Consider the following 24,898-nt stretch of genomic DNA (forward strand, 5'->3'; position numbering starts at 1 on the left):
GCTGCTTTATGCTTTTTTGACTTTCTTCCTTATCCGTGACAGGAATCCTTTTTTCTTTTCTTCATTCCCATAACCGTAGCCATACCCATAGCCGTAACCATAGCCATAGCCTCTGTTCCGCCTGCTCGTACCGTTGAGCACAACCGCCATATTAGTCAGTTTATGTTCCTGATACAAGCGTTCGAGTTCGGGTAACTGACGACGGTCCAGCTTCCCGGCACGCACAATAAACATCGTCACATCGGAAATCCGGTTGACAATAGAGGCATCCGCCACCACCCCTACAGGCACGCCGTCAAGAATGATGTAGTCATATCGTTTACGGAGTTCAGCCATCAAGTCGTCCAGTCTCCTGCTCAACAGCAATTCCGCCGGATTGGGGGCGATTACCCCTATCGGAATCAAATCGAGACCCTCGCAGAACCCGTTCTTCAAAATGATATCATCCATCCCCACCGACAAATCGGACAAATAGTGCGCCATGCCCTTCACATGCCTGACGCGAACCATTGCGCTCAACGTCCCCTTGCGGAGGTCCATGTCCAAAATGAGCGTCTTCTTGTCAGTCTGTATGAAACTCGCTGCCAAGTTGATAGCGACAAATGTCTTACCGGCTCCCACGTTAAACGAGGTCAAGGTAATCACCTTCTGTTCCTGCGCCTGTAATGCCAGAAACCCCAAGTTGGTACGGAGAATGCGGAATGATTCCGACAAGGCGTCACGTCCACGGGCACGTACCACGATGTCACGCACTTCATTCACTTGTTCCTGCGCCTGGGGAATTTCCGCCAGGAACGGGGCACTGACAAAATCTTCTATCTCCTTGCGGTTGTGCACGCGCGTGTCCAAGATAAGTATCAGCAAAAAGATAATGGTCGGGACAACCAGCCCGCATCCTACTCCCAACAGCAACTTTTTGTAGCGGTTCGGGTAGACAGGAGCATCGCTTCCCGACGCCGGGTCGATAACACGGGCATTATTGTCTACCATAGCTTGGTTGAGTGCATTCTCTTCCCGCTTGTTGAGCAGAAATATATACAGGGATTCTTTCACTTTCTGCTGCCGTTCTACAGAGAGCATCTCACGCTGTTTGCGGGGAACTGTCTGTACCTTCTGCCTCGCCATACTCTCCTGGCGAACAAAGTCTTTCTCTTTTAATGCTAAGCTGACCGACAAGTTGTCCACCGCACGATAGATGTTCCGGCGCATGGCCTGTAAAGAACGGTTCAACTCTTGCACTACCGGATGGTTGCTCCCACTCCCAGTTATCAGCCGGTTGCGTTTCAGCAATGTCTCGTTATAACGGGCTATCTGGTTTTCGATATTGAGGTCGGTCAGCCCGATGTTGCTGGGAATCAGTTCATCCGTCTTGGTAGCGTCCTGCAGGTATTTCTTGATAAAACTCACAAGTTGTAACTGAGTCTGTAACTCTTTGAGTAGTGACTCGTACTGCCGGCTATCCGACACGTACATGCCTGCCGCCGTATTGATGTCTCCCCATTCACTCGCCCTCTTCATCACTTCAATGTCCGTCTCCACATTGCCCAGTTCCTTTTCTATGATTCCAAGTCTTTCCTTGATGAACTCTGCCGTATTGACCGCAATCCGGTTTTTGTCCTCGATGGCTTCTTCATTGTATACGGCAATCAGCATGTTTAGTACGTCGGTAGCCCGCAAGGGCGAAAAGTCGTTCATAGTGATATTCAGTAATGCCGCATCTTCGTCCATCTGTTTTATCAACAGATTGGAAAGATAGAAATCGACCATCCTTTCACGAGGGCTCTTGCTGACCCGTATCGGCTGTCCGAAACAATCCGGCGTGTAATTCTCTGCCGCGAATACGGCAAGTTTTCCCAATGGTGTCCCGACCGTATCATTGAGATGGACTGTCATGATTTTTTTCTCTCCGCGGGAGAAGTCGGAAAGCTCTGCCTCCCGATTATTTTTCGGGGTTACCGTTAATGTCAACGCCGCTTCCGGTCCTGCCCCGACGAACGACACGCGCACAGGGGCCGCCGTATATAGCTCTTTCCGGCGCAGGCCGTCACGTACCGCATAGCTCACATCGGCACGCAAGCGGTCGATTACTCGGCGCATCAGCTCTTTCGAGCGAAACTGTAACAGTTCGTTCGCCATATTGACTTGTCCCAAAAAATCGTTGTAACGGTTCATGCGTATCGTAGACTGCGAATTAGCGGGAGTTTTAATCATGACGGTCGCCGAGCGGTTATAAACGTATGAAGTTTTGCTGTAATTGTACCAGAAGTATCCGCCGAACAGCAAAACGGAAAAAACATACCACTTCCAATAAGAAAGCAGATACATAAATATATCGACCAGATTGACGTTTTTTTCTTCTTCAGTCAGAAATTTGGTTTCTTGTTTTCCCATTTTTTCAATCTCTTAGTTAACTATTTCAACAAAATGCCTAGTGAAATGGCAGAGGTAATGACACCGAGTATCAGGCTGAAGAAACCCAGTGTACGTTCTTCTTTCACGGTGGCTTCTGCAAACTTCGGTTGCACGTACACGATATCGTTCTGCCGCAGGTAGTAGCAAGGGGAATAAAATATGTCCGTAGAGCGGACGTCGTGCATGTACATCCGGCGTTCGTCCCCTTCTTCACGGATGACCGCCACTTTGTCCATCGTCGCATTCGGCGAAAGCCCTTTCGCCCTGGTGATGGCTTCGAGCAGGGTGATACGACTGTCTTTCACTTCCAACACTCCGGGATTGACGACAGCTCCCATCACAGTTACTTTGAAATTCAATATGTCGACAAACACCAAGGGATCGCTAATCAAGTTTTCGCTCGTCAAACGTTCTTTTATCAGGTTTGCCACTTGCTTACGGGTCAAGTCTGCCACTTTCAGTTTGCCGAGGATGGGAAATTCGATGCAACCGTTCAAATCAACAGTATATCCTTTTTCCTCTCCAACGGTACGAGCGGGAGAAGTAACTTCTCCCGTGTCCGTCACCCGGTAAGTTTCTCCTGTAGAGATGTTGAAAGGAGCTGCCAGCTCCGGATTCCGGGAATTCACGACAATACTGAGGCGGTCGTCACGTTGGACGGTCATGTCCGCCTGCACATTCATCTGATAAGAGTAGTCCTCCCGCATGTTTTCCAAGCAAACCATCTTTTTCGTGTTGATGCAGGAAGACAACACGAAAAGCATTAAAAAAATTCCAACAAATGTCATTTTCTTCATACTATTATTCTATTTTGTTTCTTGATTATTTCGTGATAGCACAAGTGTACCGCAGCTTCGTCCGGCAAACATTCCAGATTACCTACCGGCACTTTCCGTACGACTTCTTCGAGTAGGTCGCCCAACGCCGTAAACAGGCTATCGTTCCACCGCATGGAGGAGCAACCGGGGAGCAGGATAAGCAGCGCCTCTTTCCCTGTCTTCCAGAGGAAACGGTTAGCGGATGCCTGTTCCAAGCGAACAAACGCTGCCAGTTCTGCTTTCTTGCTCTTATAACAGGGGGTTTTGCCACTCCAGGGCGTACCGTAAATGTAGACTTTCCCGTCTCCGCCGATGCCAACCGCCGGATTGTCGTCATTCAATAATTCCGTCTGTCCGATGTACTGCAGCCACAGGGAACTGTGCGTACTTTTTCCCGTACCGCTCTTGCCGAGGAAAGCGTAGCCTTTTCCCTGCCTGAACACAACGGAAGCGTGTATTAGAAAAGTACGACAAAGCACGGCGGACTGGGCGAAAAGTATCATCAGGAAGGCATTCAACGCTTCGCCAGACAACTGTCCGGAACGTCCGATATAGGCATAGGCCTCAGTAAAACTCCGGTTGCATATCATCCTGTAACTTTCTTCCGCAGGACGTACCTGGAGGTTGACGATGTACAGTCCGTTCATCTCATATAATTGGAGGTGTTCGCCCAAAACGTGCGAAAACTCTGTCAGTAGCGTTCCTGCGGACAGGTTGACCATTATCCGGTCTGTCGATACACCCAGTTTGCAAAGTGATTTCCTATTCCTGGACTTTTTTTCTTCAAAACCGGTAAACGAGGGCAGCAAACTTTTCCACTCTGTTCCACCGGGCAGGGACAGCTTGAGCCGCTGTTCCGCTATAAGGAAACATACATTTTCCATTTCTTGAATATGATTGGTTATCTTTTTTATTCTAGCCTGATGAGTTGCGGACAGACTGCCACCAAACGGGGGTCATGGGTTACAAAAATTAGTATTTTGTCCCGTCCGGCATGCAGGAGATTCGTCACCAGGCGGTCTGCCGTGGTGGTATCCAGTGCGGATGTGGCTTCGTCCAGCAGCCATACATCTCCTCCGCTAAGCAATGCTCTGGCGACGGCAATGCGTTGCGCCTGCCCTTCCGAGAGCCCGTGCCCATACTCTCCTATTTTTGTATCGATGCCTTGCGGCAAGGTGTAGACAAAGCTGGCGCATGCCAGCGCCAGTGTCTCTTCCAGTTTCCGATCAGATGCGGAAGGATCTGCCATGAGCAGATTTTCCCGGATGGTTCCGCAAAACAGGGTATTTCCTTGGGGGACATAGGAGAAGCTGACGCGCGTGTGAGGCGTTACCGCTATTTTCCTGCCGCCCGTCACGATGTACAGTTCTCCTGCTTCGGGTTTCACCAGAGCGAGCATCAGGCGTATCAGAGTGGTCTTGCCTTTTCCTGTGGCGCCGACCACGGCTACCGGAACACCGGGACATATCTTTACACTTAACCCACTTATCACCGGACGGTCACCATAACGGAATGAGAGAGAATGTAGCTCAATACAGTCTATCGGCGTAATCCGTACCGGTTGCGTCTCTGCTTCCGTCTCTCCTTCGCCCAGCTCCATTAACCGGTCTAACGCCGTACGACAGCGGATGGCGGCGGGGACAAAAGCGATGATGGCAAGCACGGGGGCTTGTATCTTCCCGACTAACTGGAGAAAGGCTGTCAGCGTGCCGAAAGAGATGAGACCGGCATGCAACTGGTATATCCCCCAGACAAAAGCAAGCAGGTATCCGCCGTTGAAGGTGAACTTCAATCCTGACTGTGTAAGGAGGGAGAAACGCAACAACTTGTCTTTCAGGACGATTATGTTTGATTGTGTTGTTTCATACCGTTTTTTCCGCACATAGGACAATCCTAACGCACGAATCAACAGGCGTTGTTTCAGATTTTCCTGTAAAACGGTTCCCAACGCACTTTCTTTGTCTTTCACTTCTCTGTCCAACTTTCTCATTCTCCGGTAGTAGAGTTTAGAGAATAGGAAAAGCGGAGAGACGGCCAGAATCATTCCGGCAAGGCGAGGGTCCATCACCCAAAGAAATCCCCAGGAGGCAAGCAGACGGATACCAGTGACGCAAAGATTTGGGAAGGCGGCGGTTATCATCTGCACCGCTTCCCGACTGTCGGAGGTCATCCGTACCAATAAGTCACCTACGTGCCAGCGTTTCGTATTTTCCCACACGGCTTGCATCTGCGATACCAACAACAAGTCTTGCAGGCGTACTGTCACACGCATTCTTACCCGTTCGCACACATAGGCGGCATACTGTCCGCTTACGATTCCGAGCAGGACGGAGGAGAGCATAAGGCAGACGGTTGCCTGCAAAGTTCCTGGCGTGTCTCTCGCGGCAATATCTACTGCCCGTTTTGTCCAGTAGATGAAAGAGAGTCCTGACACCAGGCTCACTATCTGGAGTGTCATGCAACAACCTATTTTCAGCCGGTGACCTTCCAGTAGTTTCCAGATCCATTTGAGTTGTTCTCTGACACTATACATCTTTTTCTTTTTTCATGCGTATCCGGGAATAGAGTTGCATCATCGGAAACCAGCAGGTTTCCCAGGGTGCATAACGAAAATGGAGTCTTGCACGGTGGGACCATTGCCGCCATACGTGGTCCCGCTTTTCCCACGGTTCGTTTTTTCCGTTGACGAAGCGTGGGTCGTAGAAGCCGAAATTTCCTCCCTGCCATGCTTCGTCCAGTATCCAACCTACCTTTTTGCGAATGGACAGGGGAAAAGGGAGGTACTCTCCGGACATCCCCAGTTCTTTAACCAGTACATAATTTAGGGATTGTATCCAACGGTATATACCGATTTTCCGGTATATCTGCTCTAACAGCCGGCTTTCTTCTACCCCGTGGAACTGGTAACAAACACGGGCAGAATCACACAACTGGCGAAGACCGATGCCGAACGCCAGCATGTGTTTCAAGATGTGTGTGTTAACTGACAGATGGGACAGCACTGGAGAGGGCAGCAGGATGTCTGTTTTTTCTTCTCTCCAAATGAAGGGACGGGCAGTTTCTTCCCCGACAATCTGTTTCAGGTATCTGCTTGCCAAAGGGTTGTACAAGTCTGCCAGGTGTTTGTGGTGTTCTACCTGGAAACCATTCCACGAATAACTTCGGCTGAATCCCGCTTGTTCTCTTACCGGGATTTTTTTTTCTTCCAGCAGATGGAGGGCTTTTTCATAATCACCGGAACGAGGAAAATACCAGTCGATGTCACCACAGGTACGGTGCAGGGGATGTTCATAGAAACCGGCAACTCCCTGCCCTTTCAACAGCCAAGCCTCCACTCCGTTTTCCGTGAACTGTCGGTTTAGCTCGCTAACGGTACGGTTCATCCGTCGGTTACGGTGTTCCAACAGTTCTATCCCAGCAGTCCACTGTAACAACAAGAGGCGGGGGGGATGGTATTTTTCCGGTAGTGAGAGTATACCGTCAAAAATGATTCCTTCTACTGTTTGTTTCCGTGCTTGGAGGTAAAGCGTATGCCATTCTTTTTCCCGAAGCGGGAAGTAAGGCAGGTCAGGCATTTTTCCCCACATGCCTGCACGGAGCAAGGCGAAGAAAGCATTCCGTACGTTGTCTTTTTCTCCTGTCATTCCGTTATCAGTCCTTGCTTTTTCAAATCGGCGACAAGTCTTTCCACATCTGCCCGCGCTTGTTCTTGTTGTACGTCGTAACGATGAAGCAACAGTTCTTCCATCTGCCCAGCAGTGAAGTCTTTTCCTTCCATCTGTTTCCACAACCATGCCGCTACTTCATTCAGCGTATATACTTTCGCCATATCGACCACTCCTCTATCAGGCTCGATGATAATATATTCATTCCCAATATGACGCAATACCAATCCTTTTTTCCATTTCATATAATTTTTGTTTTAATTTTTGTTTCGTTTTATTCCTATTTCAACCCTTCGGTAATTTTCAAGATATATCCTCGAAAAGGACGCAGCAGATACCAAAGGAAAGCGAGCACCCGTCGGGAAAAAGAGTTGACGGGCAACAGACGTTCTCCCCGCCAGGCTTTGTCCGCCACTCCGATGATGTGTTCCCTGGTGATGCATTCTGTCTGTCTGCTGTTCGCATCGCCAGCCAACCGGATTTCATCTTTGTCTTTCCGCATACGTACTATCCGGTGTAACAGGACTCCGGCAGACGTATGAGCTAATACTATCATTCCTTCGGATAGTGTGCAGGAGGTAACCGGGACCAAGAGTATTTTGTCTCCGTTCCGCAAGAACGGACGCATACTTCCCCCCTGTACATAGATTATCACTTTCATATTATTCCGAAGGAGGTGTTCCACTTCTTTAAAGAAAGGGGCATTAGGCACCCGTACAGTTCCGGAGGTGAAATAAGCGGTTGTCATTTTTTTTCTCCTCCTACTGCTTTTTCTTCCAGATGTTTTTCTCGAGATTCTTCCCCCCTTCCAACCTTTCTTTTTTCCGACAATTCCCGATAGAGTTCCAGGCAGCATTCTGTCATTCGTTCTTTCGTAAACATGGCTTCATATCTCCGGCGGGCTCCCTCCGACAATTTCCCGTACAAATGCCGGTCGGATAGAATGTCCGTGACTGCCTGCGCCAGTGCATCCGCATCTTTCACCGGCACATTTATTCCGGAAACACCATCTGCATTGACCCAACTGACTCCCGACTCCGGAATTTCCGTAGCAACTATCGGTTTCCCGCAAGACATCGCTTCTACCTGTACGATGGCAAACGCTTCCGTTTTCCAAACGGAACTCAAACAGAATATGTCACAAGCACCAAAATAGGAGGGCAATTCATCATCCGCCACGTAACCAAGCAGGCTGACTTTTTCCGCTACTCCCAGTTCTTCAACCAATGTCTGCAAATATGTCCGAAGAGGACCTTCTCCTCCTATCAACACAATACAGTCATCACCCAGCCGGCATGCTGCCCGAATCAGATATTCGTAGCCTTTATATTCAACCAAACGTCCTAAAGAGAAGATGATTTTCTTACCGGCATATTTTTCTCTGATACGCGCCACCTGTCCTGCATCGGGCTTCACATCGTCTACTCCTATGGGAACAACACGGATTTTGTCCTGAACTTTTTGTAGGAAGGGGGATTCCGAGACATAAACGGGAGTAGTTCCTACAATTATTTCCGCTCTCCGAATCAGCCAGTTTTGCAACGGACGGTAGAATCTTAACAATATTTTCTGTTTCAGGATGTCACTATGCCAATGCAGAATAACATGTCCTTCATAACCGGAAAGAAACAAGGCCACGCACGCCATCGGGTCCGGATGGTGTATGTGAATCAAGTCGTATTCTTTCCGTATCTTACGTAACCGGGAAATCATGGAAGGGGCCAGCATCGTAGCTGCCACCTTCTTCCATACGGGTATGCATATCAGTTTCGCATATTCATTCAACGGGATGTCACCCGGCTGACGGTTGTCCGCCGAAGCACAAAGCATGTCACAAGGAATATGCTTTTGAGACAACCCTGTCATAATATCGAACATTACTTTTTCTATTCCGCCGCGAATGGGATAGAATTTTCCTACTTGTAAAATTTTCATTCTGTTTGAGATTCGTTTTTTATTCCAGTTTTCCAGACGGTTTATATTTTTTCGAGTGAATGTTTTGTCTCTTCGGGTAAACGTCTCGTTTTTTCGGGCAAACAGTCTGTCTCTCCCAACAGCAGACAGAACAGTTCTTTCCAAGAATACGCTTTCGGAAGGTTTATTATTCCGGAGGGGACCGGCGCTAAGAAGCTTTTGTCTTTTTCTAGTAACCGTTTCATTTGTCTTTTCAACACTTCCGGAGAGGAGAGGCTGAAGAAGGCAGTCTGTCTACTTCCGCCTGCCGTCTCATGAGCGTAGGGAAGGTCTGCCAGCAACATCGGCTTGCCGGTCGGCATGAACTCGGAAATGGGCAGTCCCCAGGTTTCGATTCTTGATGGAAACACCAAACAATCGGCGGCCTCATAATAGCCTGCCAACCGTTCTTTACTCATAAACCCAGCGAAATCTATCGAACTGATTTTCCCGAATTTCTTATACAGCCATCGTGCATAGCGGTTTTCGTCTCCACCGACAGTCAGAACGACCTTGAACCGTCCTTTTCCCACTTCCTGCTCCAGCAAGGAGGCCGCCATACATAGGAATTCAAAATTTTTGTGGCAATCAGGAGTAGAGGCGTAAAAGAATGTGAAATGAGGGAAGGTTTTGCTCTCCGGTATTATTTTTGTCCCCTTATGTTCAGGAGGAGCTACGATGAATTTCTCTTTTCGTACTCCCAGCATCCGGCTGAACCCGGTACGCAGCCATTTTTGTTGTACAATTAGGAAATCGTTCCGGTGAACATGGATACGGTAGACAAAACGGGTAAACAAAGCAAACAAAACGATTTTATAATCGAATTTAAAATCGTTCCACTTCCATCTGTAGAAGGGAAAAGAGGTTTGGCAATATACGGCCTGTCGCACTGCTTTCACTCTCGGCGTAGTATCATGGAGAGACAGCCAAAGGTAAACGGGAAAGAGTTGTCCGGAAATCCGGTACATCGTCACGTATTCGCACCACAGCCTATGCCTCCAGCTCTTGACCACATCCGGAAGTTCGATATATTCTATGCCCGGATAATCTGCCAGTTCTTTCTTATGGACTAACGCCACCACACGGTAATTGCCGTCGGCGACCAATTCTGAAAGGTAACACAGGCAATCCCGAAGAATCGCCAATGTTCCGCCTTTCCGCAAATTGACAGCCGAAACGACTATCGTTTTCTTAGCGACCGCTTTCTTCTTTTCATTTCTTTCGAAGGAATTGGGATTCATTCTTTCAGTGTTTCTATTTTTCGTTCTTTCGGTAGTTCCGGAGTTTATTTTCCCGGTAATCTTATCCTTTATTCTTTCGACAGTAATTCCTCAAATAAATCTGTCCAGCATTTCATTACCCGTTCTTCCGAATAAAACTCCGACCGAACGTATGCATTCATCCCCATCCACCGCCTTAATTTTTCATCTTCCATCAGCCTCAATACACGGTCTGCCAACATCGGCAGATTTCCTTCCGCTACAAGAAAACCGTTTCTACCGTCAGCAATGATATCTCCCGGACCGCATTTGCAGGCAAAGGAGACGACGGGTAATCCCCAGGATTGCGCTTCCAACAACACCATAGGTAATCCTTCATAACGAGAAGTCATCACCAGCAGGGATGCTTGCCTGTATTCTTCCTCGATATGAGCGGTAGGAAATTTCAGATGTATGCAGTGAGTAAGCCGGTTCCTGTCTATCTGCCGCTGTAGATGCTCCCGCCACTCTCCGTCTCCTATTATGTCCAATGTCCATTCCGGCTGAAAACGGTTGATAACCGTCCAAGCGTCAATCAGGTAATCGAACCCTTTCTGATAGCTGTAACGGCCTACGGCAATTACTTTCTTGTTATTTAACTGTATTGGGCGGGCAACGGTGGCAGAAAATGTCAGCGCGTTCGGAATGACTGTGATATTGGGTAGACCGCCCCAAAAGGATTTGTCTTCGCGCGTCAGCACGACAAAACGATCATATTTTCCTGCAATCTTTCCGTCTATCCGATTTCTCCACTGGTCTGCTATCTTCCAGAGTCCTTTACGTCCATACTGAAGACGTTTATAGCGGGAGAAGTGAATTTCAAGCACTTTCCGGCTTCCATCTTTTATCTTCCATAGGAACGGAGCGTCATTACAAAACATCGAAATTGTTATATCCGGCTTTATCTGTTTCAGAAAAGCTGACAGGCGTTTGCGATGTTTCCACTGCTTGAACGGGTAACAAACGGCTTTATTCAAAAAGGATTTTCCGTTGTTTTCTTCATAACCGATGTCCAGGTCATGACAAAGGATGCGTTTGTCCAACGCAAAAAACGGTTGCCGCCCGCACTGGTCGGTAGTAATTATTATGACTTCATTACCATGTCCGATCAGATAATTGGCTTTGTTCGCCAATACACGTTCCATACCACCGGAATTATAGGTTCCGGCTATACAATAGGCTATTTTCATTGTTTTCGGATAATTCCCAACTTGTTCTTAAGTTATTTTCCGGAATATTTTTTGAGTTGTTTTCAATTTGTCTCCGGATTATCTTTGAATTACTCTCTGATTATCTCTTACCAATTCTCGAATTGTTTTCGAATTGACTGCCGCCCTATAAAAATCAAACGGTCACCACAGACGGCAATTCTTCCTCTTCGTCTAGACAGTAAAAAAGAGCATAAATCAAAAAAATATCAGTAGCCACTTTAATCCATACGATAAAACTCAATGCCAGCAATACCAGGGACATAAGCCGGAAAGTCGGAAATTTCCGGGCAAACACCCAGGCATTATAGATGAAGAACGCGATAAAAAATGAGAAGCCCGTCAATCCGCAATAAAGGATAAACCGGCAATAACCAATATCTGTACTATACACATAATTACCGAACAGCCCGCTTCCTATCAGCCAAGTCTTAACATTCTCCGGCCAAATCCACATTTCCCTGTTTAACTTATCCGTAGACCCTGTTTTCCATTCACCTGTCTCCGCCCAGTTAAAGAATCCCTCGAAGGCAAACCGGATGTCCTGGTGAAAAGAGGCATCGGTCTGGTAAAGATAAATCCCCAGAACGGTGAAAATAGCCAGCAGTCCTCCGAAAACGGCATAGAACTTGAAATCGCATGTCCGTAAAATGAGCCGGAAGATACCGGTTGAGCAGATGATATAGGCTATACCTATCAGCATCCCGACACTGGTGGTCCGGGACATCATATTACCCAAGCCCGAAATTAGGAAAAAACAGAAGAGAAAAGCTATTATCTTCTTACGGTCCTGACGAAGATTTCTATCTTCACACAACAAGCAAGCAATCAGAATTAAAACAATGGCAAACCGTACTCCGGCAGGGTCTAACGCTGCTCCGATGCCGTACAGCCGGTTCACTTCCTGAAAGAATTCCTGACCTTGGGAGATGTGGAAGTCCACCCATACCTGAAATACCGGGATGCGGTCTATCAACAGGGAGAGTACGCATTGGACCATGCAGACGAACGACAGATAACCGACTAATATCTTCAACGTCGCTTTGCCGTGTAACGTGCGGATAGCAGCACAGACCGTATAGGCGCCGCCTAACCAGGTGAAAAAGGAGACGAAATATGTCACGTAGGAATAATCGTCCGTATGGTTATAGTCAATGGCAATGAAGCATGCCAAAGAGAAAAGGAAAGCTAATCCAACCGTTCCCATAAACTCTTTCGAAATAGTTATCTGGTATTCCCGGCATCCTTTGTACAGCACCAACAGAATACCGGTGACGGCCAGTATCATCTTGGTGTTTACCGTAGGAGCGAAGGCAAACGCAAAGGGAAAATAGTATCCGCTCACCATAACGGATATTACCAGCATGGTTAACAACCGCATTATCATCAGCTCCGGTATTTATTTGTAAATCATTCCGTAAACAAGTTTGAACACGGTGCGGTAGTAGAGTTTCAAGAAAAGGAAGTGTCGTTTCACCGCCATCCACTGAAGAAACCTCGTCCTGAAAGGAAGCCGTTTATTTTTCATAACACAACCGTTGACTTCGGGAAACCATTCCAGCCATTGTTCGTAATGGCTTTCGTCATCTGTAATGAGAAGGGGCAACTTGATAGTCAGTTTCAAGAAAGGAAGAAATGCTGACAACGAACAGGCGTACGGGGAAGCATTGACAACCCGTTCTACTTCCGATACGTTGTCCGTTACTTGCCTGATGTGTTCTTGCGAATAGGTTTCCGTCAGCGAGTGCCGATTTTGCCGCCCGTAATGATAAAAAGGACGATGAATTGAGGTCACTTTCTTCGCACTAGCAAACAATCTCACCATCACCATCAAGTCTTCTCCCATATCCGCTCCTTCCTTAAAGTGAATGTGGTTTTCAGTATAAAGGGAATGGCGGACCAAAAAGAGCCACAAGTTCCAACGCATCACTCCGCACATCATATTCCGCAACGCTTCACCAGGGGTTGCATAGTCCGGCTGTCTCATGTACCGTTTCTTCGCACAAAAGGTCAGATACCATTCATGCCCTACGATATCGGAATCACTCCTTTCCGCTTCTGCTACTAGACATTCCAGCGTATCGGATTCTATGAAATCATCTGCATCGACATGGTAAATATAGTTTCCGGTGGCATGAGCCAGCGCTGTATTGCGGGCTGCCGCTACTCCTCGGTTCCGCTCATGGCGCAATACTTTTACCGTAATGCCCGTACCGGCATGACGCCCGGCATAGTCGAGAAGTAGAGTCAAGCTGTTGTCTGTACTGCAATCATCAACTAACAAGAATTCCAAGTTACTATATGTCTGTGCGGACAAGGAGGCAAGACAGGACCCTAATGTTGCCGACGCATTATATACGGGAACAATCACGGAGACTACGGCATTTGTGCCGTCTGTCCGTTTTTTTCCGTCATTTGTATTTTCCCGGCTTTCCCGCCGGCTGTTATCCATATTCATTATATTCATTTAAGCGATTATTCACATGATTTCAAAATTTGTCTCAATATCCGGTCTGCCACACTTATGTAACGCCCGCTGAATTTCCGGGCGAACAGAGCTTCCGAACGTATCAGGAATTCCCAATCTTTTTCTTCCCAATCTCTTATCCGGTTGTCCTTCCAGCCAATCATCCGCAAACATCCACGTCCTTCGTCCGACAAATCGTAGATGTACTCGCGGTAAGGGGAATTCCAACATATTGTCTGTATAAATATCTCGTCAGCGCAAAAGGTATGGCTGTAGATGCGCTTTACTTTTTCTTTCTGCAGGAGCAGATAGCCGACAAAACCGGAGGTAAGGCTCACCCATTGGGTTCCTTTCTTGAAGTCAACGTCTGCATTCCGGCAATATCCCACCAACTGCTGCAAACGGATAAAACCGGCACGTAGTGCTCTTTTGCCTGTCGCCTCCGCCCCACCTGTGTTTTTAAAATTTTTCGGAAACAAATGCCATTTTCTGACTTTCCGGTTTATCTCTCCAGCAATGTCTCCCCGATAATAGCCGATAAACTCTTTGCCTGCGTTTTCCTCGAAAAACCGATGGATATAGTCTTGAGATTTCAGAGGCATATCAACTCCGGAAAGCAGGTGATAGTAACTGTATCCTCCGTGTTTATGGGCTGCCTCGAACAAAAGATATTCGGCATTCACCACACTAAGGTCTCCCCAATATACGTCTGCACGTTCTGTCAGGATGTAAAGCCCGGCATGCCGGGTATGACAAACGGGGCATTTTTTTAACTTACGGTCAAAATGGATATAAATGTCATTACGTTCGTCGTCAAGGGCTTGTAACAGCCGGGACAGGATTTCAAATTCGCTATGGGTGATAATCAGGTAGGCGTGTTTCATTCTCCAGAGGTTATATAGGTTAGTATCTTATCGACGAGCTCCATATCAGTACGGCTGAACTTCCGGGCAAACAGGCAATTCGAATGAATCAGGCTTTCATAGTCGTCCCGGTGATATACGCGCGGATTGGCTTTACCGCCGAAGTCACATTTCAGTAATCTGTCTTCATAGCGAACACATTCTTTGAAAGGGGAGTTTTCCAATTCCGACGGAATGAAGAATTCATCACCGCACAACGTAAAACGATATCTGCGCAATACATCCGTACGGATGGACAGAAGGTAAGCGACACAATGTTCTGTCACACATACCCAATTAGCTGCATTATGATATGACCGTTCCATGTTTCTGTAAATACAGAGTTTCTTTTGAACATAGATGCAGAATCTCCATAATAATTGATCCAACCGCTTGATTGCCGGGTTCTTGTGCATAAAGTTTTTCACAAAAAAATGGTAACGATGCATTTTGAGGATTGTCTGGCTATCATCGTTCGGAACGTGCGCCAGAATCTCTTTCCCTCTCTGCTTTTCGAAAAAGGCATGGATATAATCCTGGGATTTCAAAGGCAGGTGTACTCCGGAAAGCAAGTGGTAATATTCATATCCACCTTGTCTGTAAGCCGTTTCAAACAACGTATATTCCGCTTTTATCTGGGAAACGTGTCCCCACCGGACGTCCACTCTGTTTTTCAGCACATACAGATGTGACTTCCGAGTATTATACGAAGGGAGGAAGTTCAACTTTTTATCAAAATGAAGAAAGATGTCATTTCTTTCGTCGTCAAGGACACTGAGCAGTTTACCCAACACTTCAAACTCGTGGTGTGCCATTATCAGATAGGCATGCCTTATCTTGGGATAGCGGGGTATATTTACATTATTCTCCTGCATTTCAATAGTTTATCGATTTATTTTTCATATTCCGGTTTTCCGGTATTTCAACTTGCGATAGAGCTTCTGGAACCTGTCAACCAACCATGCACCGCAAGTCGTCTGATTGAACCGATAGAGCCGGTACAGCCGCTTGTCGGCTTTCCATTCATTTTTTACCGTTTCCGGCAAGCGGTCATAATATTGCCACCAAAGTTTGAATTCAATTGTGAAATGCTGCCAAGGCTTGGCGCCTGTATAATGAACATTCCCGTGTTCCTGCACTTCTTTCCAGTCTTGTTCCGAATATTTATGCAGAAAATCTTTTTTATACTGTGGCAAATAGAAGGTCCTGATGCCATTATAGCAAGGGGAAAGTCCTAATATCCGGTCTTTACACAAACGGTTCAGCACATCTTGGTCGGGAAACTCCAGGTAACCGGCTTTCGAAGCTTCCAAGAATTTTTCAACCATCCGGTCGTTCCTCATTAGTTTCAAGTTCATAATCAGGAAACCGGAATTTATATATTTCATAGGCTCACATCCTATCTTCTTAATGTGTTCTGTCTGGAAATCTAAAGGGGCTTCAAATACAGCTGCCAGGTAATTTTCTCCCAAATTGACGGTACGGTAAAGCACTGCCAAATCATTACGGACAATCAGGTCGCAGTCCATGTATATCACTTTTTCATATTCCGGCAACAAGTCGGGAAGCAACAAACGATATGAGGCCGCTTCCGTATATTTGGCATCTACGTAAATATCACGTAACCTCCCCCGGAGATTGATAAAGGTATAACGCGAGCGACCGTTGCCTATCAGGCGTATCTTTTGCTTCATCCGCTGGGGAAGTTCCTCGCTGAGCAGGCAGATGACGTGTAACTTCTCTCCCTGTTCCAGACAATCAAACGCGGAAAACAGGCAGGTGGAGGCAGGAATGAAATAACCGGGTGTAAACGCCACCACAACAGGAATTATATCAACGCTCATTTTCGTAACAGTTTATCTAAACAGAAACGGGCAAGTATCAGGCATTTGTCTTTAAAAGAGAGCAGCTCGCATTCTCTGATGTAATGGATTTTATAGAACGGCAGATGCTTTATTGCCAGATGGTAATAATCGTATTTGCATTTGGCATATAGTTTCGGAGCAGACGCATACCCATGGTAATATAACCCGAACCTGTCTTGGGGAGGGGGATAGTTCAACCGAAGCAAGTATGAGAAGAGCATCGTATTTGCTCTGATTTTCTCTTTATAATATTTTTTGTTACCAGATAAATGGATGGGTGAGATACGGAATGAGAATAAGATTTCCTGAGTATTGGCTACTCCATTCCAAGATAACATGACGCAGGACGCCGTATCAGAACCATACCCATAAGGATAATCAATGAAACGTTTTTCTTTCAAGACCGATGACTTGAACATAAAATTGCCGATGCAGGTGAAGGAAGTGCCAGTCACCCAGTAATAAAAGTATTCATACCTGTCGGTCAATTCCGGTAACAGGGAGTCTACTCCCAAAATAGCATTGTCCGTATCGATTTGCTCCACCCGCGCCCTAATCAGGTTTACCTGCGGATATTTCACAGCCAGGTCTACACACGACCGGAGAAAGTCGGGAAAATACAAATCATCATCCGCCGCTAACACGAGATATTCTCCTTCTGCCAAGTCTATGCAACGGTTCCATTGCGCAACAAGACTTTTTCTCCCGATATTTTCCGGATTCGTGTAATACCTGATTCGCTCATCGGAATAGGACAAAACAATCTCATCCAGATTCTCAGGAGAGGCGTCGTTAACTATAATCAACTCAAAATTCGTATATGACTGGGCTAGAATACTATCAATGGCTTGCCTCAGAAAGGCTGCCTTATAGGCAGGTAATACGAAGGAAACAAATAGCATATATTTTTTTATTTAAGTAAATCAACTGATTATCTTGGCGGGTATCCCCACAACTGTGGCACCTGGAAGCGGTACGGATCTTGTCACTACCGCCCCGGCGCCGATTTTAACTCCGTCAGCGATGGTGATTCCACCCAAAATTTGGGCATTTTGCCCTATATCCACATTGTCGCCTATGACAGGGGAGTCGTCCGGAAAAGTTCCCTTGCTACCGATGCAACAATTACCGTGTATCGTGCAATTCTTACCGATACGAGCTTTGGGATTCACGATGACGGAGCCATAATGATAAATTTTCAATCCCGTACCGAAACAACCGGCATGTATGAAGAAACCTATACGGGCTCCTAACATGTTTTTCTTCCGGAAGAAATAATATTTTAAAAATTTGTTCTTTTTATGGCTCGAATAATATTCTTCTTTCCGAAGTGTCTGTACGTATTTCCGAATCCAGTACTGTTCCGGTTTCAGAAGCCAGTCCAAGACAGAGTGTCTAGAAAAGAGGGGATAGTAATCTATCCGGTCTGAACGGATGTAGCTTTTCAAATTCATGTGCGAAAAGTTCTTTTCAGTTTGTATTTCATTTTTTTCATTTTTATCCAGATCTCAACAAGCAGGAACAAGTTCCGGGAAACCAAATAGCCTACGACTTTATACCGAACGGGAAGACCTGGGGTCGAGAAGATGCATTTATTGCTTTCCGGAAAAGTCTGTCTCCACATCTGCAAATCAGCAATATCCGCTGATTTCAACAATTCCCTTTTGGCTATCGAACCGAACAACCGGAGCTTCCGAGGGCTTATCCGGTGGATATTGTGAAGAGAGATAAATGTCACCGCATCTATCATATTCCTCACTGAACTGGCGGCATGCCGGTACTTTTCGGGATTATTCATTATTGAATTCGGATTGTCTTGCCTATAGTAATATAAAGGAACCGACACATCAGCTGTCGACAAGGAGACGCTCAACAATTTTAGGCAGACGTTCCTATCCTCGCACTGGTCGTATCCTTCCGGAAAACGTACGCCATGGTGGAAATAGATTTCTCTTTTTACCAATCGATTCCAGATGTGGGCCGTAGTTTTATCTTCCAAAATGTCTTGTATCACCCTAGTTCGCTCTCCATCAAAGGATTCCATTCGGCTTTCCTTAAAGGAGGAGCGGACGACATAATATCCGCAGGAGACAATATCGGCGCCGCTTTTCAGGGCCGCGTCATACATTGTTTCAAGCATGTCCGGAGCGATATAATCGTCACTGTCCACCGTGCAGACATAGGCTGCCGAAGCATTCTCCAAGCCGGTATTCCTCGCCGCCGCAAGTCCCCTGTTGACAGGATGGCGGATAATTTTCACCAATGGCTCGCGTGCGGGATACCGCTCTACCACTTGTTGCAGGATATGGATACTTCGGTCGGGCGAACAGTCATCGACAAACAGATACTCGATATCTGCAAGGGTCTGCCCGAATAGAGACACAGCACATTCCTCGATAAAGGCTTCCACTTTGTAAACGGGGATTATGACGGAAACTTTAGCTTTCATTCTTCCTGTATATTTTTTAACGTTTATAAATCTTTAATTTAAAACGGTAAACCGACAGGTAGATACGAAGAAGCCACCAGCAATGAAAAGTTGCCATCCAGGCAGTTATCTTATGCCTCAACATGAGTTTCGGACATCGGGACACCAGCCTGTTGGTTTCCGGAAATACGGTGCTCCATTTCCTCAGTTCGCAAATATCCAGGGAATACAGATACTGGACTTTCGACAATAATTTATAAATGATAAGCTCATTTTTTTCCATCTGCACGCCGGCATTCGAGACAAATCTGACAGCGTCTATCATATTTAACGTATAATCAATCCGATGGGAATCGTCATGCCGATGCATCAACGAACCCCTGTTATTTGTCTCATAATGATAGAAACCTTGCGGAACATATTTCACTCTCGACGAGACTCCTAATATCTTTATGCATACGTTTTTATCTTCCGCCATATCTACTCCATCCAGAAACCGGATACCATATCGCGTAAATAAATCACGTCTCATTATTTTATTCCATAAAGGGGTCATCAGGTTCTCCAACAGAATGGCTCTCAACAGTGCTTGCGGATCTTCCGAAAGCTTTTGTCTGACTTTTTCCTCCTGCGGGAAGTTTACATAATAGTCGCACCAAGCGATATCCGCTCCAGACCGGACTGCCGACAAATACAATTTCTCAAACATTTCTCCGTCAACCCAGTCGTCGCTGTCGACCCAGCCAATATATTCACCCACCGCATTGTCCAGTCCTGTATTACGAACAGCCGCTATCCCCCGTCGGGACTTATGATGTATTATCTTTATCTGTCGTTTCCTTGCAGGATATCTTTCTATAACCCTACCCAACGCTTCCATGCTTTCGTCCGGAGTATGGTCGTCTATAAATATAAATTCCATATTTTCCAGTGTTTGCCCCAAAAGGGAACAAGTACAGCGTTCTATATACTTCACTGCGTTATACACTGGGATTATAACAGAAACATGGATGGGGTATTCAATCATTTGAGTCGTATTTTTACGATGTTATACAATAGAGACCTTATTCTCCGGACGAGCATCCGTGATACTATCCGGCTATTACAGCCCTATATCAAGATAATAAGGCATCGAACAGGTATTTCATACTTTTTTCTCTTTCTTCCAGCAATGTTTTATCAACAGTTTTGTAATCAATATCAACTACCAGCCGTTCTTTCCTACGAAAAAAATCATCAACGGACTTTAGTAAGCGTTCTTCCAGTCCCACCATCTTCAACAAACATTCTAAACGCGAAGAACCGCGCGAACTGTTACTAAAGACTATGAACCGCTTATGAAACAGGATTGAGAAAACGCATCCATGGAAGGAATCAGTCACCACTAAACCTGAATTTCGTATATTGTCAAGCCATTCGGCAGGGGAACATAGATCGTCGCATGAAAAAATGTCTGTCCGGAAAATGATGTCGGGAGAAGTGAGTTCATTCACCGGCAATTTATTATCAGCGGAAAGCCACTTGACAATGGTCTCTGCTTCCGGACTTTTGTCCAGTATGTATTTACAAAGGAAAGGAAGCTCTTTTTCTTCATGTGTTTCTTTCTTTTTTCCTGTCTGCTCTTCTTTTTTCCTGCCCAAACAGAATTTTTCCATGTAATCTTTCTCGCATAAGAGCAACGTTGGATCTAAAACGGTTTGGGGAGGCTTGCATCTCCAACGGTATATGGAACTAATTAGCCCGATACCGCTACTTTCACGTACGGAAACAGCGTCAAAACGTTCTAGCAAACTGCCACAAGCACGAATTTGTTCACTACTATACTCGGCATAGTCAACCCCAAAAGAGGCAGCATAGGAGATTCTTTTTACAGTACTGTCCCCCAAAAATTCCAAATAGTAGTTTTTAAGGTCATTTGCATAGAGAGGACGCCAAACTTGATCCGACCCTACAATGAATGCGTCGAATCCCTGTAATAAAAGTTTGCTAAACCGGGTTACTTCATACGTACGGGAGGTCAGGGGAAGATATTTTTTATAGGTTTCCTGAAATCCGACAATTCGCCGTTCAACAGCTTTTGCTTTACGGTAATTTTTCAACTCTTCGCAATCGAGCTTTTGATTTGGATTTAATACGGCAAATTTGAGGATACTCAATAATATCCGAAACAAAGGGCGACAACGCATACACCGATGGTTTATCACTTTTACTTCATGTCCCATCTTTTCCAATACGGAACATAGAGCATAGCACTGTAATATCCCACCATAGTTAGCATGCAACGGTAAAGTCAGAATTGCAATTTTCATATTCCTGCTTTTCGATATAAAAAACGAAACATACGTTTGTAAAATACAGTACTTCTGCAGTCGTCGAAGGTTTGCATGAAGTTTTTTTTCCGGCGGAACCGATGGAAAAAAAAATCACGGTAAACGGGTTTATCTACCACATTTAATATACAGGGATTAGCTGCCTGCGCTTCTTTATATGTACTTTCAAGACAACTACAAGACAGTTCTTCAAAAAATAACTTCCCTTTCGAACTCATCGGCATAACCAAGCTGACGCCTTTGTCATCAACATATTCAGGAAATATGTCATCCGCACCCCAAAAATCGCCTATTGTCAAATCGCTTCCACTCTTTCCATTTTTAACCGGACACGCATAACAGGAGGGACGAAGAATCAAATTCGAAAGGAATGCTTGCATAAAAGGGTTTTCCGAAAAGGGCTCGGATAATAAAAGTCTCTTTCTCGATTTGTGTTCCGCAGATACGGAAAACATAAAGGTGAAACAGTATCTCTTCCAACCGTTTTTCTTATCTCTGAATAAAATACTTTCCACCACCTCCAGATCTTCCCTTTTGACCGAATGAGACAGAACAGCATTTTTTTTACGACTCAGACAGGCGACGGACTCTTTTAAATACTGTCTCCAGACCATCGGGCTCGGTACGCCGTGGCAAACAAAATCGACTGTCAACAGTTTCGCATATTCTTTTTTCAGGAATGTCTTCAAACCGGCAACCTGGCAGGGAGTTCCCGAAAAGAGAACTTGTCTTCCCGCTCTTAAAAATTCCCGTACTTTCACATATGTATTTCCCAATCGGGATTGGAGATATTTGGAACCCCGGAAAACAGCCAATCCATCTATGGTTTCAGTGTAGTCGTGAATAACTTCCCAGTTTGCATCGAAACGAGCGCCGAATACAACTCCGCCGTCACTGATTATTTTTTCAGCCAGCAACGTAAAGATTCCTCCCGAAGAGCTTTCCCTGAGAATCTCTTCATCTCTGTTCCTAGCAGCGTAAATTTTAAGGGGTATCCGTCGTCCGTTCTGCCGAAGAACAGGACAAACCTCTTCGCATTGCCCGCAATCAATACATTCATCCGGGCACACATGAGGATAAAGGAATCCTTCGTTATCTTCATGTAAGCTTATGCATTGATGGGAGCATCTGTTCGCACAAGCCGTACAACCACAACATTCTGATTTATCTGTAATATGTATCATCCGACCCACCTATTTTTTAACGTATAGACTTTTTGCCTGAAAAAAAATTTCTCCCTTTTAGTACAGCCCACCAAGTAAACCGCTGCTATACTACTCAACAAGCAGGATACGGTTATTATTCCAAAACGTAACCATCCGTCGTCTGTCATTTTCCAGTAAAGGCCGAAAGGAACAACCGATGCCACAATAGCAACCAGAAATACATTTAAACATACATTTTTCAAATAGCTCTTTATCGATAATCCGGCCATACCATGCAAAAAATAAAGTCTTAACAACAGACAGCAGAAAGATACTACAATGGCTACTATCAATACTGACTCAGGAGGAAAACCCCAATAAAGGCAAATGTAAGACAGCGGAAAGTTCATCATCAATGCCCCTCCCACTGTAAGTTGGTAGTTACGGACTTTACCTGTAGCCAACTGTAAGGTTATCAGTGTATTTGAAAGTATATCGAACATGGCAGACACCAAAATCAGACGGACGAAGTTTACCGTATGACCGGGATAGTCTTTTAGCCACAGGGTCAGGACAAATTCAGTCTCAAACAATATCGGCAGAGCTAACACCAAGAGTATATAGAATGAGAAACGGCTCCCCCGCTCTACTAGTGACATCATATACCCATAGTCTCCCGATGCATACGACTTCGTAATCTGCGGATTCAAAGCAGTCATGAAATTACTGCTGAAAGAGGAAACGGCATTACCGACCGAGCCTGCAATTCCACGGGTGGCATTCAACACGGGACCAATAAATAGATTCAGCAAGATATCCACTCCGGAATTTTTCAACAATCCCGCCGTACAACCGATAAAGTTCCAACCGGCAAATGCTCCCATATCTTTCCAGTAACATTTATCGAAAGTCATGCGAAAACGGCATTCTACAAATCTTTTTCTGCAGTACAAGACATTTACACATTGAAACAGGACTGTCACCGCCAGCGACAACAAGGAATACATAACCAAACGATCGAATCGGCAGGAGGAACAGGACAAGAACAGGACAATAAGCAGCCGTAATATTACATCTAAAATACCTAAATAAGCAAATGCCGCCATCCGTTCATGTGATATGATAGAGGCATTATAGGGCACACAAAATAACCCCAATATAAATGATATGACAGATGCTTGGAATACCCAGTTAGCTGCCTCAAGTCGTCCGGTGGGGATAACCATGCAGGTATTCAGGAACCACAACCCGGCCGTTTCAGAAAGGAACAATACGGTTACCGCTAGGACACCATGAATAAACATGGAGGTTGAAAATACTTCACATAAACGCCGTTCATCTCTTTTTCCCAACTCAAACGTCAAATAACGACTCGTTGAAACCGAAAGTGAGGACGAGATGAGGGAGAACATGGCAACAAAACCTCCTACCACATTATAGATACCGTAATCTTCTATCCCCAATGTGTTCAGTACAACCCGAGAGGTGTACAACGACACCAGCATGCTAAACAACATCCTTAGGTAAAGGAACAAGGTGTTCTCCGCAATCCGTTTCGTTTTCTCCGATTTTTCCATTCAGCTCCAACAATTATGCATTGTCTTCTTACATTCAGGCTATCTTTTTCACAAACCCTACCGGTATTTCTACCAAGGCAACTCCTAATATATCAATACGGACTCCAACCTTGCTTTTCCCACCTATTGTCAACAACTCTCCTTCCAATCCGGAAAGAGGTCCTTTCACGACTTTCACCTGTTCCCCCGGCTGGAGATGCTCATAACACATCTCAACCGCTTGCTCGGAATAGTCAAGCATAAACTTAAAACGCTCCATTTGAGTTTCCGGAACTACGGCGGGCGTACTCTCGCCACGTAATACCATAAACCGGTTGACGGAGGGAAGCTGGAGTACCTGAAGCCGCTCGGCATAGGTCACCCGGACGAATATACACATCGGAATAATCACCCGCTGCACTTTCTTACGACGGTCGCTCCATTGATGTATTTCTTCCTGCAACGGAAGAAAAGCTTCGATACCTGACGCTGTCAACCGTTCAAAAACTTTCTTTTCTCTGTTGCTCTGTACATAGGCAACCAACCAATGTCGCATTTTATCATTTATCATACAGTCTTCTATAATTAATAAATTGTCAACAAAAAGATGAGCTCCGGGTGCGCTCCGCCTTCGCCAGTCACATTACTGCTGACTGCCGAAGTTTTTGTTATCATATTTTCTGCCCCGACTTTTTTCCATTCGGGAAAGCCGCTAAAGACAATTTTTCAGTTTGAAACCTCCCTGATACCGGAAGTGGTAAACTCACGCAAGATAGTCAGCTTGAGTCCTTCTTCCAACGTATATGCGGCCTTGAATCCAGAGCTCTGCATCTTAGTGGAATCAAACCGGGTCACGGCACAGAATTTTTTTACACGTACAGAACTGATGA

General features: G+C 45.7%; 23 protein-coding genes. All 23 read right to left on the reverse strand.

The features are described 5' to 3' along the window. Positions 1-6: 6 nt before the first annotated feature. On the reverse strand, positions 7-2,391 hold the full coding sequence (locus tag Q5076_RS03245; RefSeq protein WP_303010795.1) for a polysaccharide biosynthesis tyrosine autokinase: 2,385 nt from the start codon (positions 2,389-2,391) through the stop codon (positions 7-9). 20 nt (positions 2,392-2,411) lie between these two features. Continuing rightward, positions 2,412-3,209: a polysaccharide biosynthesis/export family protein gene (locus Q5076_RS03250; RefSeq protein WP_303010796.1), complete on the reverse strand. Its 798-nt coding sequence runs from the start codon at positions 3,207-3,209 to the stop codon at positions 2,412-2,414. Next, entirely contained in the window at positions 3,206-4,114 is a 909-nt protein-coding gene (locus Q5076_RS03255) for a phosphoenolpyruvate carboxykinase (RefSeq protein ID WP_303010797.1), read from the reverse strand. The genes Q5076_RS03250 and Q5076_RS03255 overlap by 4 nt, the downstream gene beginning before the upstream one ends. A gap of 26 nt (positions 4,115-4,140) precedes the next feature. Then, entirely contained in the window at positions 4,141-5,763 is a 1,623-nt protein-coding gene (locus Q5076_RS03260; protein ID WP_303010798.1) for an ABC transporter ATP-binding protein, read from the reverse strand. Further along, a complete protein-coding gene (locus Q5076_RS03265) occupies positions 5,756-6,874 on the reverse strand; it encodes a nucleotidyltransferase family protein (RefSeq protein WP_303010799.1) in 1,119 nt (372 codons plus the stop codon). Before Q5076_RS03265 ends, Q5076_RS03260 begins: the two co-directional genes overlap by 8 nt. Then, positions 6,871-7,140 carry a PqqD family protein gene (locus tag Q5076_RS03270; protein WP_303010800.1) on the reverse strand — a complete coding sequence of 90 codons (270 nt, stop codon included), beginning with the start codon at positions 7,138-7,140 and terminating at the stop codon, positions 6,871-6,873. The genes Q5076_RS03265 and Q5076_RS03270 overlap by 4 nt, the downstream gene beginning before the upstream one ends. A gap of 35 nt (positions 7,141-7,175) precedes the next feature. Further along, the gene (locus Q5076_RS03275) at positions 7,176-7,643 is read right to left on the reverse strand and encodes a S24/S26 family peptidase (protein WP_303010801.1); all 468 of its coding nucleotides are present in this window, start codon (positions 7,641-7,643) and stop codon (positions 7,176-7,178) included. Continuing rightward, a complete protein-coding gene (locus Q5076_RS03280) occupies positions 7,640-8,830 on the reverse strand; it encodes a glycosyltransferase family 4 protein (protein ID WP_303010802.1) in 1,191 nt (396 codons plus the stop codon). Before Q5076_RS03280 ends, Q5076_RS03275 begins: the two co-directional genes overlap by 4 nt. Positions 8,831-8,871: 41 nt before the next feature. Then, complete coding sequence (locus tag Q5076_RS03285; protein WP_303010803.1) at positions 8,872-10,089, reverse strand: glycosyltransferase family 1 protein; 1,218 nt, start codon at positions 10,087-10,089, stop codon at positions 8,872-8,874. Positions 10,090-10,157: 68 nt separating this feature from the next. After that, positions 10,158-11,297, reverse strand: coding sequence for a glycosyltransferase family 4 protein (locus tag Q5076_RS03290; RefSeq protein WP_303010804.1), 1,140 nt, complete (start codon positions 11,295-11,297; stop codon positions 10,158-10,160). 154 nt (positions 11,298-11,451) lie between these two features. Then, positions 11,452-12,702 carry a hypothetical protein gene (locus tag Q5076_RS03295; protein ID WP_303010805.1) on the reverse strand — a complete coding sequence of 417 codons (1,251 nt, stop codon included), beginning with the start codon at positions 12,700-12,702 and terminating at the stop codon, positions 11,452-11,454. 12 nt (positions 12,703-12,714) lie between these two features. After that, positions 12,715-13,782 carry a glycosyltransferase family 2 protein gene (locus Q5076_RS03300; protein ID WP_303010806.1) on the reverse strand — a complete coding sequence of 356 codons (1,068 nt, stop codon included), beginning with the start codon at positions 13,780-13,782 and terminating at the stop codon, positions 12,715-12,717. An 8-nt stretch (positions 13,783-13,790) separates the two neighbouring features. Next, positions 13,791-14,666: a beta-1,6-N-acetylglucosaminyltransferase gene (locus Q5076_RS03305; RefSeq protein ID WP_303010807.1), complete on the reverse strand. Its 876-nt coding sequence runs from the start codon at positions 14,664-14,666 to the stop codon at positions 13,791-13,793. After that, positions 14,663-15,559 carry a beta-1,6-N-acetylglucosaminyltransferase gene (locus Q5076_RS03310; RefSeq protein WP_303010808.1) on the reverse strand — a complete coding sequence of 299 codons (897 nt, stop codon included), beginning with the start codon at positions 15,557-15,559 and terminating at the stop codon, positions 14,663-14,665. Before Q5076_RS03310 ends, Q5076_RS03305 begins: the two co-directional genes overlap by 4 nt. Before the next feature lie 24 nt (positions 15,560-15,583). After that, positions 15,584-16,528 carry a glycosyltransferase family 8 protein gene (locus Q5076_RS03315; RefSeq protein WP_303010809.1) on the reverse strand — a complete coding sequence of 315 codons (945 nt, stop codon included), beginning with the start codon at positions 16,526-16,528 and terminating at the stop codon, positions 15,584-15,586. Next, positions 16,525-17,451, reverse strand: a complete 927-nt coding sequence (locus Q5076_RS03320; protein ID WP_303010810.1) for a glycosyltransferase family 2 protein — start codon at positions 17,449-17,451, stop codon at positions 16,525-16,527. The genes Q5076_RS03315 and Q5076_RS03320 overlap by 4 nt, the downstream gene beginning before the upstream one ends. Positions 17,452-17,472: 21 nt before the next feature. Next, positions 17,473-18,003, reverse strand: coding sequence for a serine O-acetyltransferase (locus Q5076_RS03325; protein ID WP_303010811.1), 531 nt, complete (start codon positions 18,001-18,003; stop codon positions 17,473-17,475). Next, the gene (locus Q5076_RS03330; RefSeq protein WP_303010812.1) at positions 18,000-18,998 is read right to left on the reverse strand and encodes a glycosyltransferase family 2 protein; all 999 of its coding nucleotides are present in this window, start codon (positions 18,996-18,998) and stop codon (positions 18,000-18,002) included. Before Q5076_RS03330 ends, Q5076_RS03325 begins: the two co-directional genes overlap by 4 nt. Positions 18,999-19,014: 16 nt before the next feature. Then, positions 19,015-20,004 (reverse strand): glycosyltransferase family 2 protein, encoded by a 990-nt coding sequence (locus Q5076_RS03335; protein WP_303010813.1) that lies wholly within the window; start codon positions 20,002-20,004, stop codon positions 19,015-19,017. An 88-nt stretch (positions 20,005-20,092) separates the two neighbouring features. Then, positions 20,093-21,286 (reverse strand): polysaccharide pyruvyl transferase family protein, encoded by a 1,194-nt coding sequence (locus tag Q5076_RS03340; protein ID WP_303010814.1) that lies wholly within the window; start codon positions 21,284-21,286, stop codon positions 20,093-20,095. Then, entirely contained in the window at positions 21,283-22,491 is a 1,209-nt protein-coding gene (locus Q5076_RS03345) for a Coenzyme F420 hydrogenase/dehydrogenase, beta subunit C-terminal domain (protein ID WP_303010815.1), read from the reverse strand. The genes Q5076_RS03340 and Q5076_RS03345 overlap by 4 nt, the downstream gene beginning before the upstream one ends. Continuing rightward, on the reverse strand, positions 22,488-24,029 hold the full coding sequence (locus tag Q5076_RS03350) for a lipopolysaccharide biosynthesis protein (RefSeq protein ID WP_303010816.1): 1,542 nt from the start codon (positions 24,027-24,029) through the stop codon (positions 22,488-22,490). Before Q5076_RS03350 ends, Q5076_RS03345 begins: the two co-directional genes overlap by 4 nt. A 34-nt stretch (positions 24,030-24,063) precedes the next feature. Next, positions 24,064-24,564 (reverse strand): UpxY family transcription antiterminator, encoded by a 501-nt coding sequence (locus Q5076_RS03355; protein ID WP_303010821.1) that lies wholly within the window; start codon positions 24,562-24,564, stop codon positions 24,064-24,066. Positions 24,565-24,898 lie beyond the last annotated feature (334 nt).

It is taken from the genome of uncultured Bacteroides sp. (genome assembly GCF_958445495.1).
GTDB lineage: Bacteria > Bacteroidota > Bacteroidia > Bacteroidales > Bacteroidaceae > Bacteroides.

Excerpts from the sequence above, each read along its gene's own strand:
- Q5076_RS03255 (WP_303010797.1), bottom strand. The coding sequence starts at position 4,114 with ATGGAAAATGTATGTTTCCTTATAGCGGAACAGCGGCTCAAGCTGTCC.
- Q5076_RS03320 (WP_303010810.1), bottom strand. The coding sequence starts at position 17,451 with ATGCTATTTGTTTCCTTCGTATTACCTGCCTATAAGGCAGCCTTTCTG.
- Q5076_RS03280 (WP_303010802.1), bottom strand. The coding sequence starts at position 8,830 with ATGAAAATTTTACAAGTAGGAAAATTCTATCCCATTCGCGGCGGAATA.
- Q5076_RS03265 (WP_303010799.1), bottom strand. The coding sequence starts at position 6,874 with ATGACAGGAGAAAAAGACAACGTACGGAATGCTTTCTTCGCCTTGCTC.
- Q5076_RS03345 (WP_303010815.1), bottom strand. The coding sequence starts at position 22,491 with ATGATACATATTACAGATAAATCAGAATGTTGTGGTTGTACGGCTTGT.
- Q5076_RS03330 (WP_303010812.1), bottom strand. The coding sequence starts at position 18,998 with ATGAAAGCTAAAGTTTCCGTCATAATCCCCGTTTACAAAGTGGAAGCC.
- Q5076_RS03325 (WP_303010811.1), bottom strand. The coding sequence starts at position 18,003 with ATGAATTTGAAAAGCTACATCCGTTCAGACCGGATAGATTACTATCCC.
- Q5076_RS03275 (WP_303010801.1), bottom strand. The coding sequence starts at position 7,643 with ATGACAACCGCTTATTTCACCTCCGGAACTGTACGGGTGCCTAATGCC.
- Q5076_RS03295 (WP_303010805.1), bottom strand. The coding sequence starts at position 12,702 with ATGATAATGCGGTTGTTAACCATGCTGGTAATATCCGTTATGGTGAGC.
- Q5076_RS03355 (WP_303010821.1), bottom strand. The coding sequence starts at position 24,564 with ATGCGACATTGGTTGGTTGCCTATGTACAGAGCAACAGAGAAAAGAAA.
- Q5076_RS03305 (WP_303010807.1), bottom strand. The coding sequence starts at position 14,666 with ATGAAACACGCCTACCTGATTATCACCCATAGCGAATTTGAAATCCTG.
- Q5076_RS03270 (WP_303010800.1), bottom strand. The coding sequence starts at position 7,140 with ATGAAATGGAAAAAAGGATTGGTATTGCGTCATATTGGGAATGAATAT.
- Q5076_RS03250 (WP_303010796.1), bottom strand. The coding sequence starts at position 3,209 with ATGAAGAAAATGACATTTGTTGGAATTTTTTTAATGCTTTTCGTGTTG.
- Q5076_RS03285 (WP_303010803.1), bottom strand. The coding sequence starts at position 10,089 with ATGAATCCCAATTCCTTCGAAAGAAATGAAAAGAAGAAAGCGGTCGCT.
- Q5076_RS03335 (WP_303010813.1), bottom strand. The coding sequence starts at position 20,004 with ATGATTGAATACCCCATCCATGTTTCTGTTATAATCCCAGTGTATAAC.
- Q5076_RS03260 (WP_303010798.1), bottom strand. The coding sequence starts at position 5,763 with ATGTATAGTGTCAGAGAACAACTCAAATGGATCTGGAAACTACTGGAA.
- Q5076_RS03340 (WP_303010814.1), bottom strand. The coding sequence starts at position 21,286 with ATGAAAATTGCAATTCTGACTTTACCGTTGCATGCTAACTATGGTGGG.
- Q5076_RS03290 (WP_303010804.1), bottom strand. The coding sequence starts at position 11,297 with ATGAAAATAGCCTATTGTATAGCCGGAACCTATAATTCCGGTGGTATG.
- Q5076_RS03350 (WP_303010816.1), bottom strand. The coding sequence starts at position 24,029 with ATGGAAAAATCGGAGAAAACGAAACGGATTGCGGAGAACACCTTGTTC.
- Q5076_RS03300 (WP_303010806.1), bottom strand. The coding sequence starts at position 13,782 with ATGAATATAATGAATATGGATAACAGCCGGCGGGAAAGCCGGGAAAAT.
- Q5076_RS03245 (WP_303010795.1), bottom strand. The coding sequence starts at position 2,391 with ATGGGAAAACAAGAAACCAAATTTCTGACTGAAGAAGAAAAAAACGTC.
- Q5076_RS03315 (WP_303010809.1), bottom strand. The coding sequence starts at position 16,528 with ATGAGCGTTGATATAATTCCTGTTGTGGTGGCGTTTACACCCGGTTAT.
- Q5076_RS03310 (WP_303010808.1), bottom strand. The coding sequence starts at position 15,559 with ATGCAGGAGAATAATGTAAATATACCCCGCTATCCCAAGATAAGGCAT.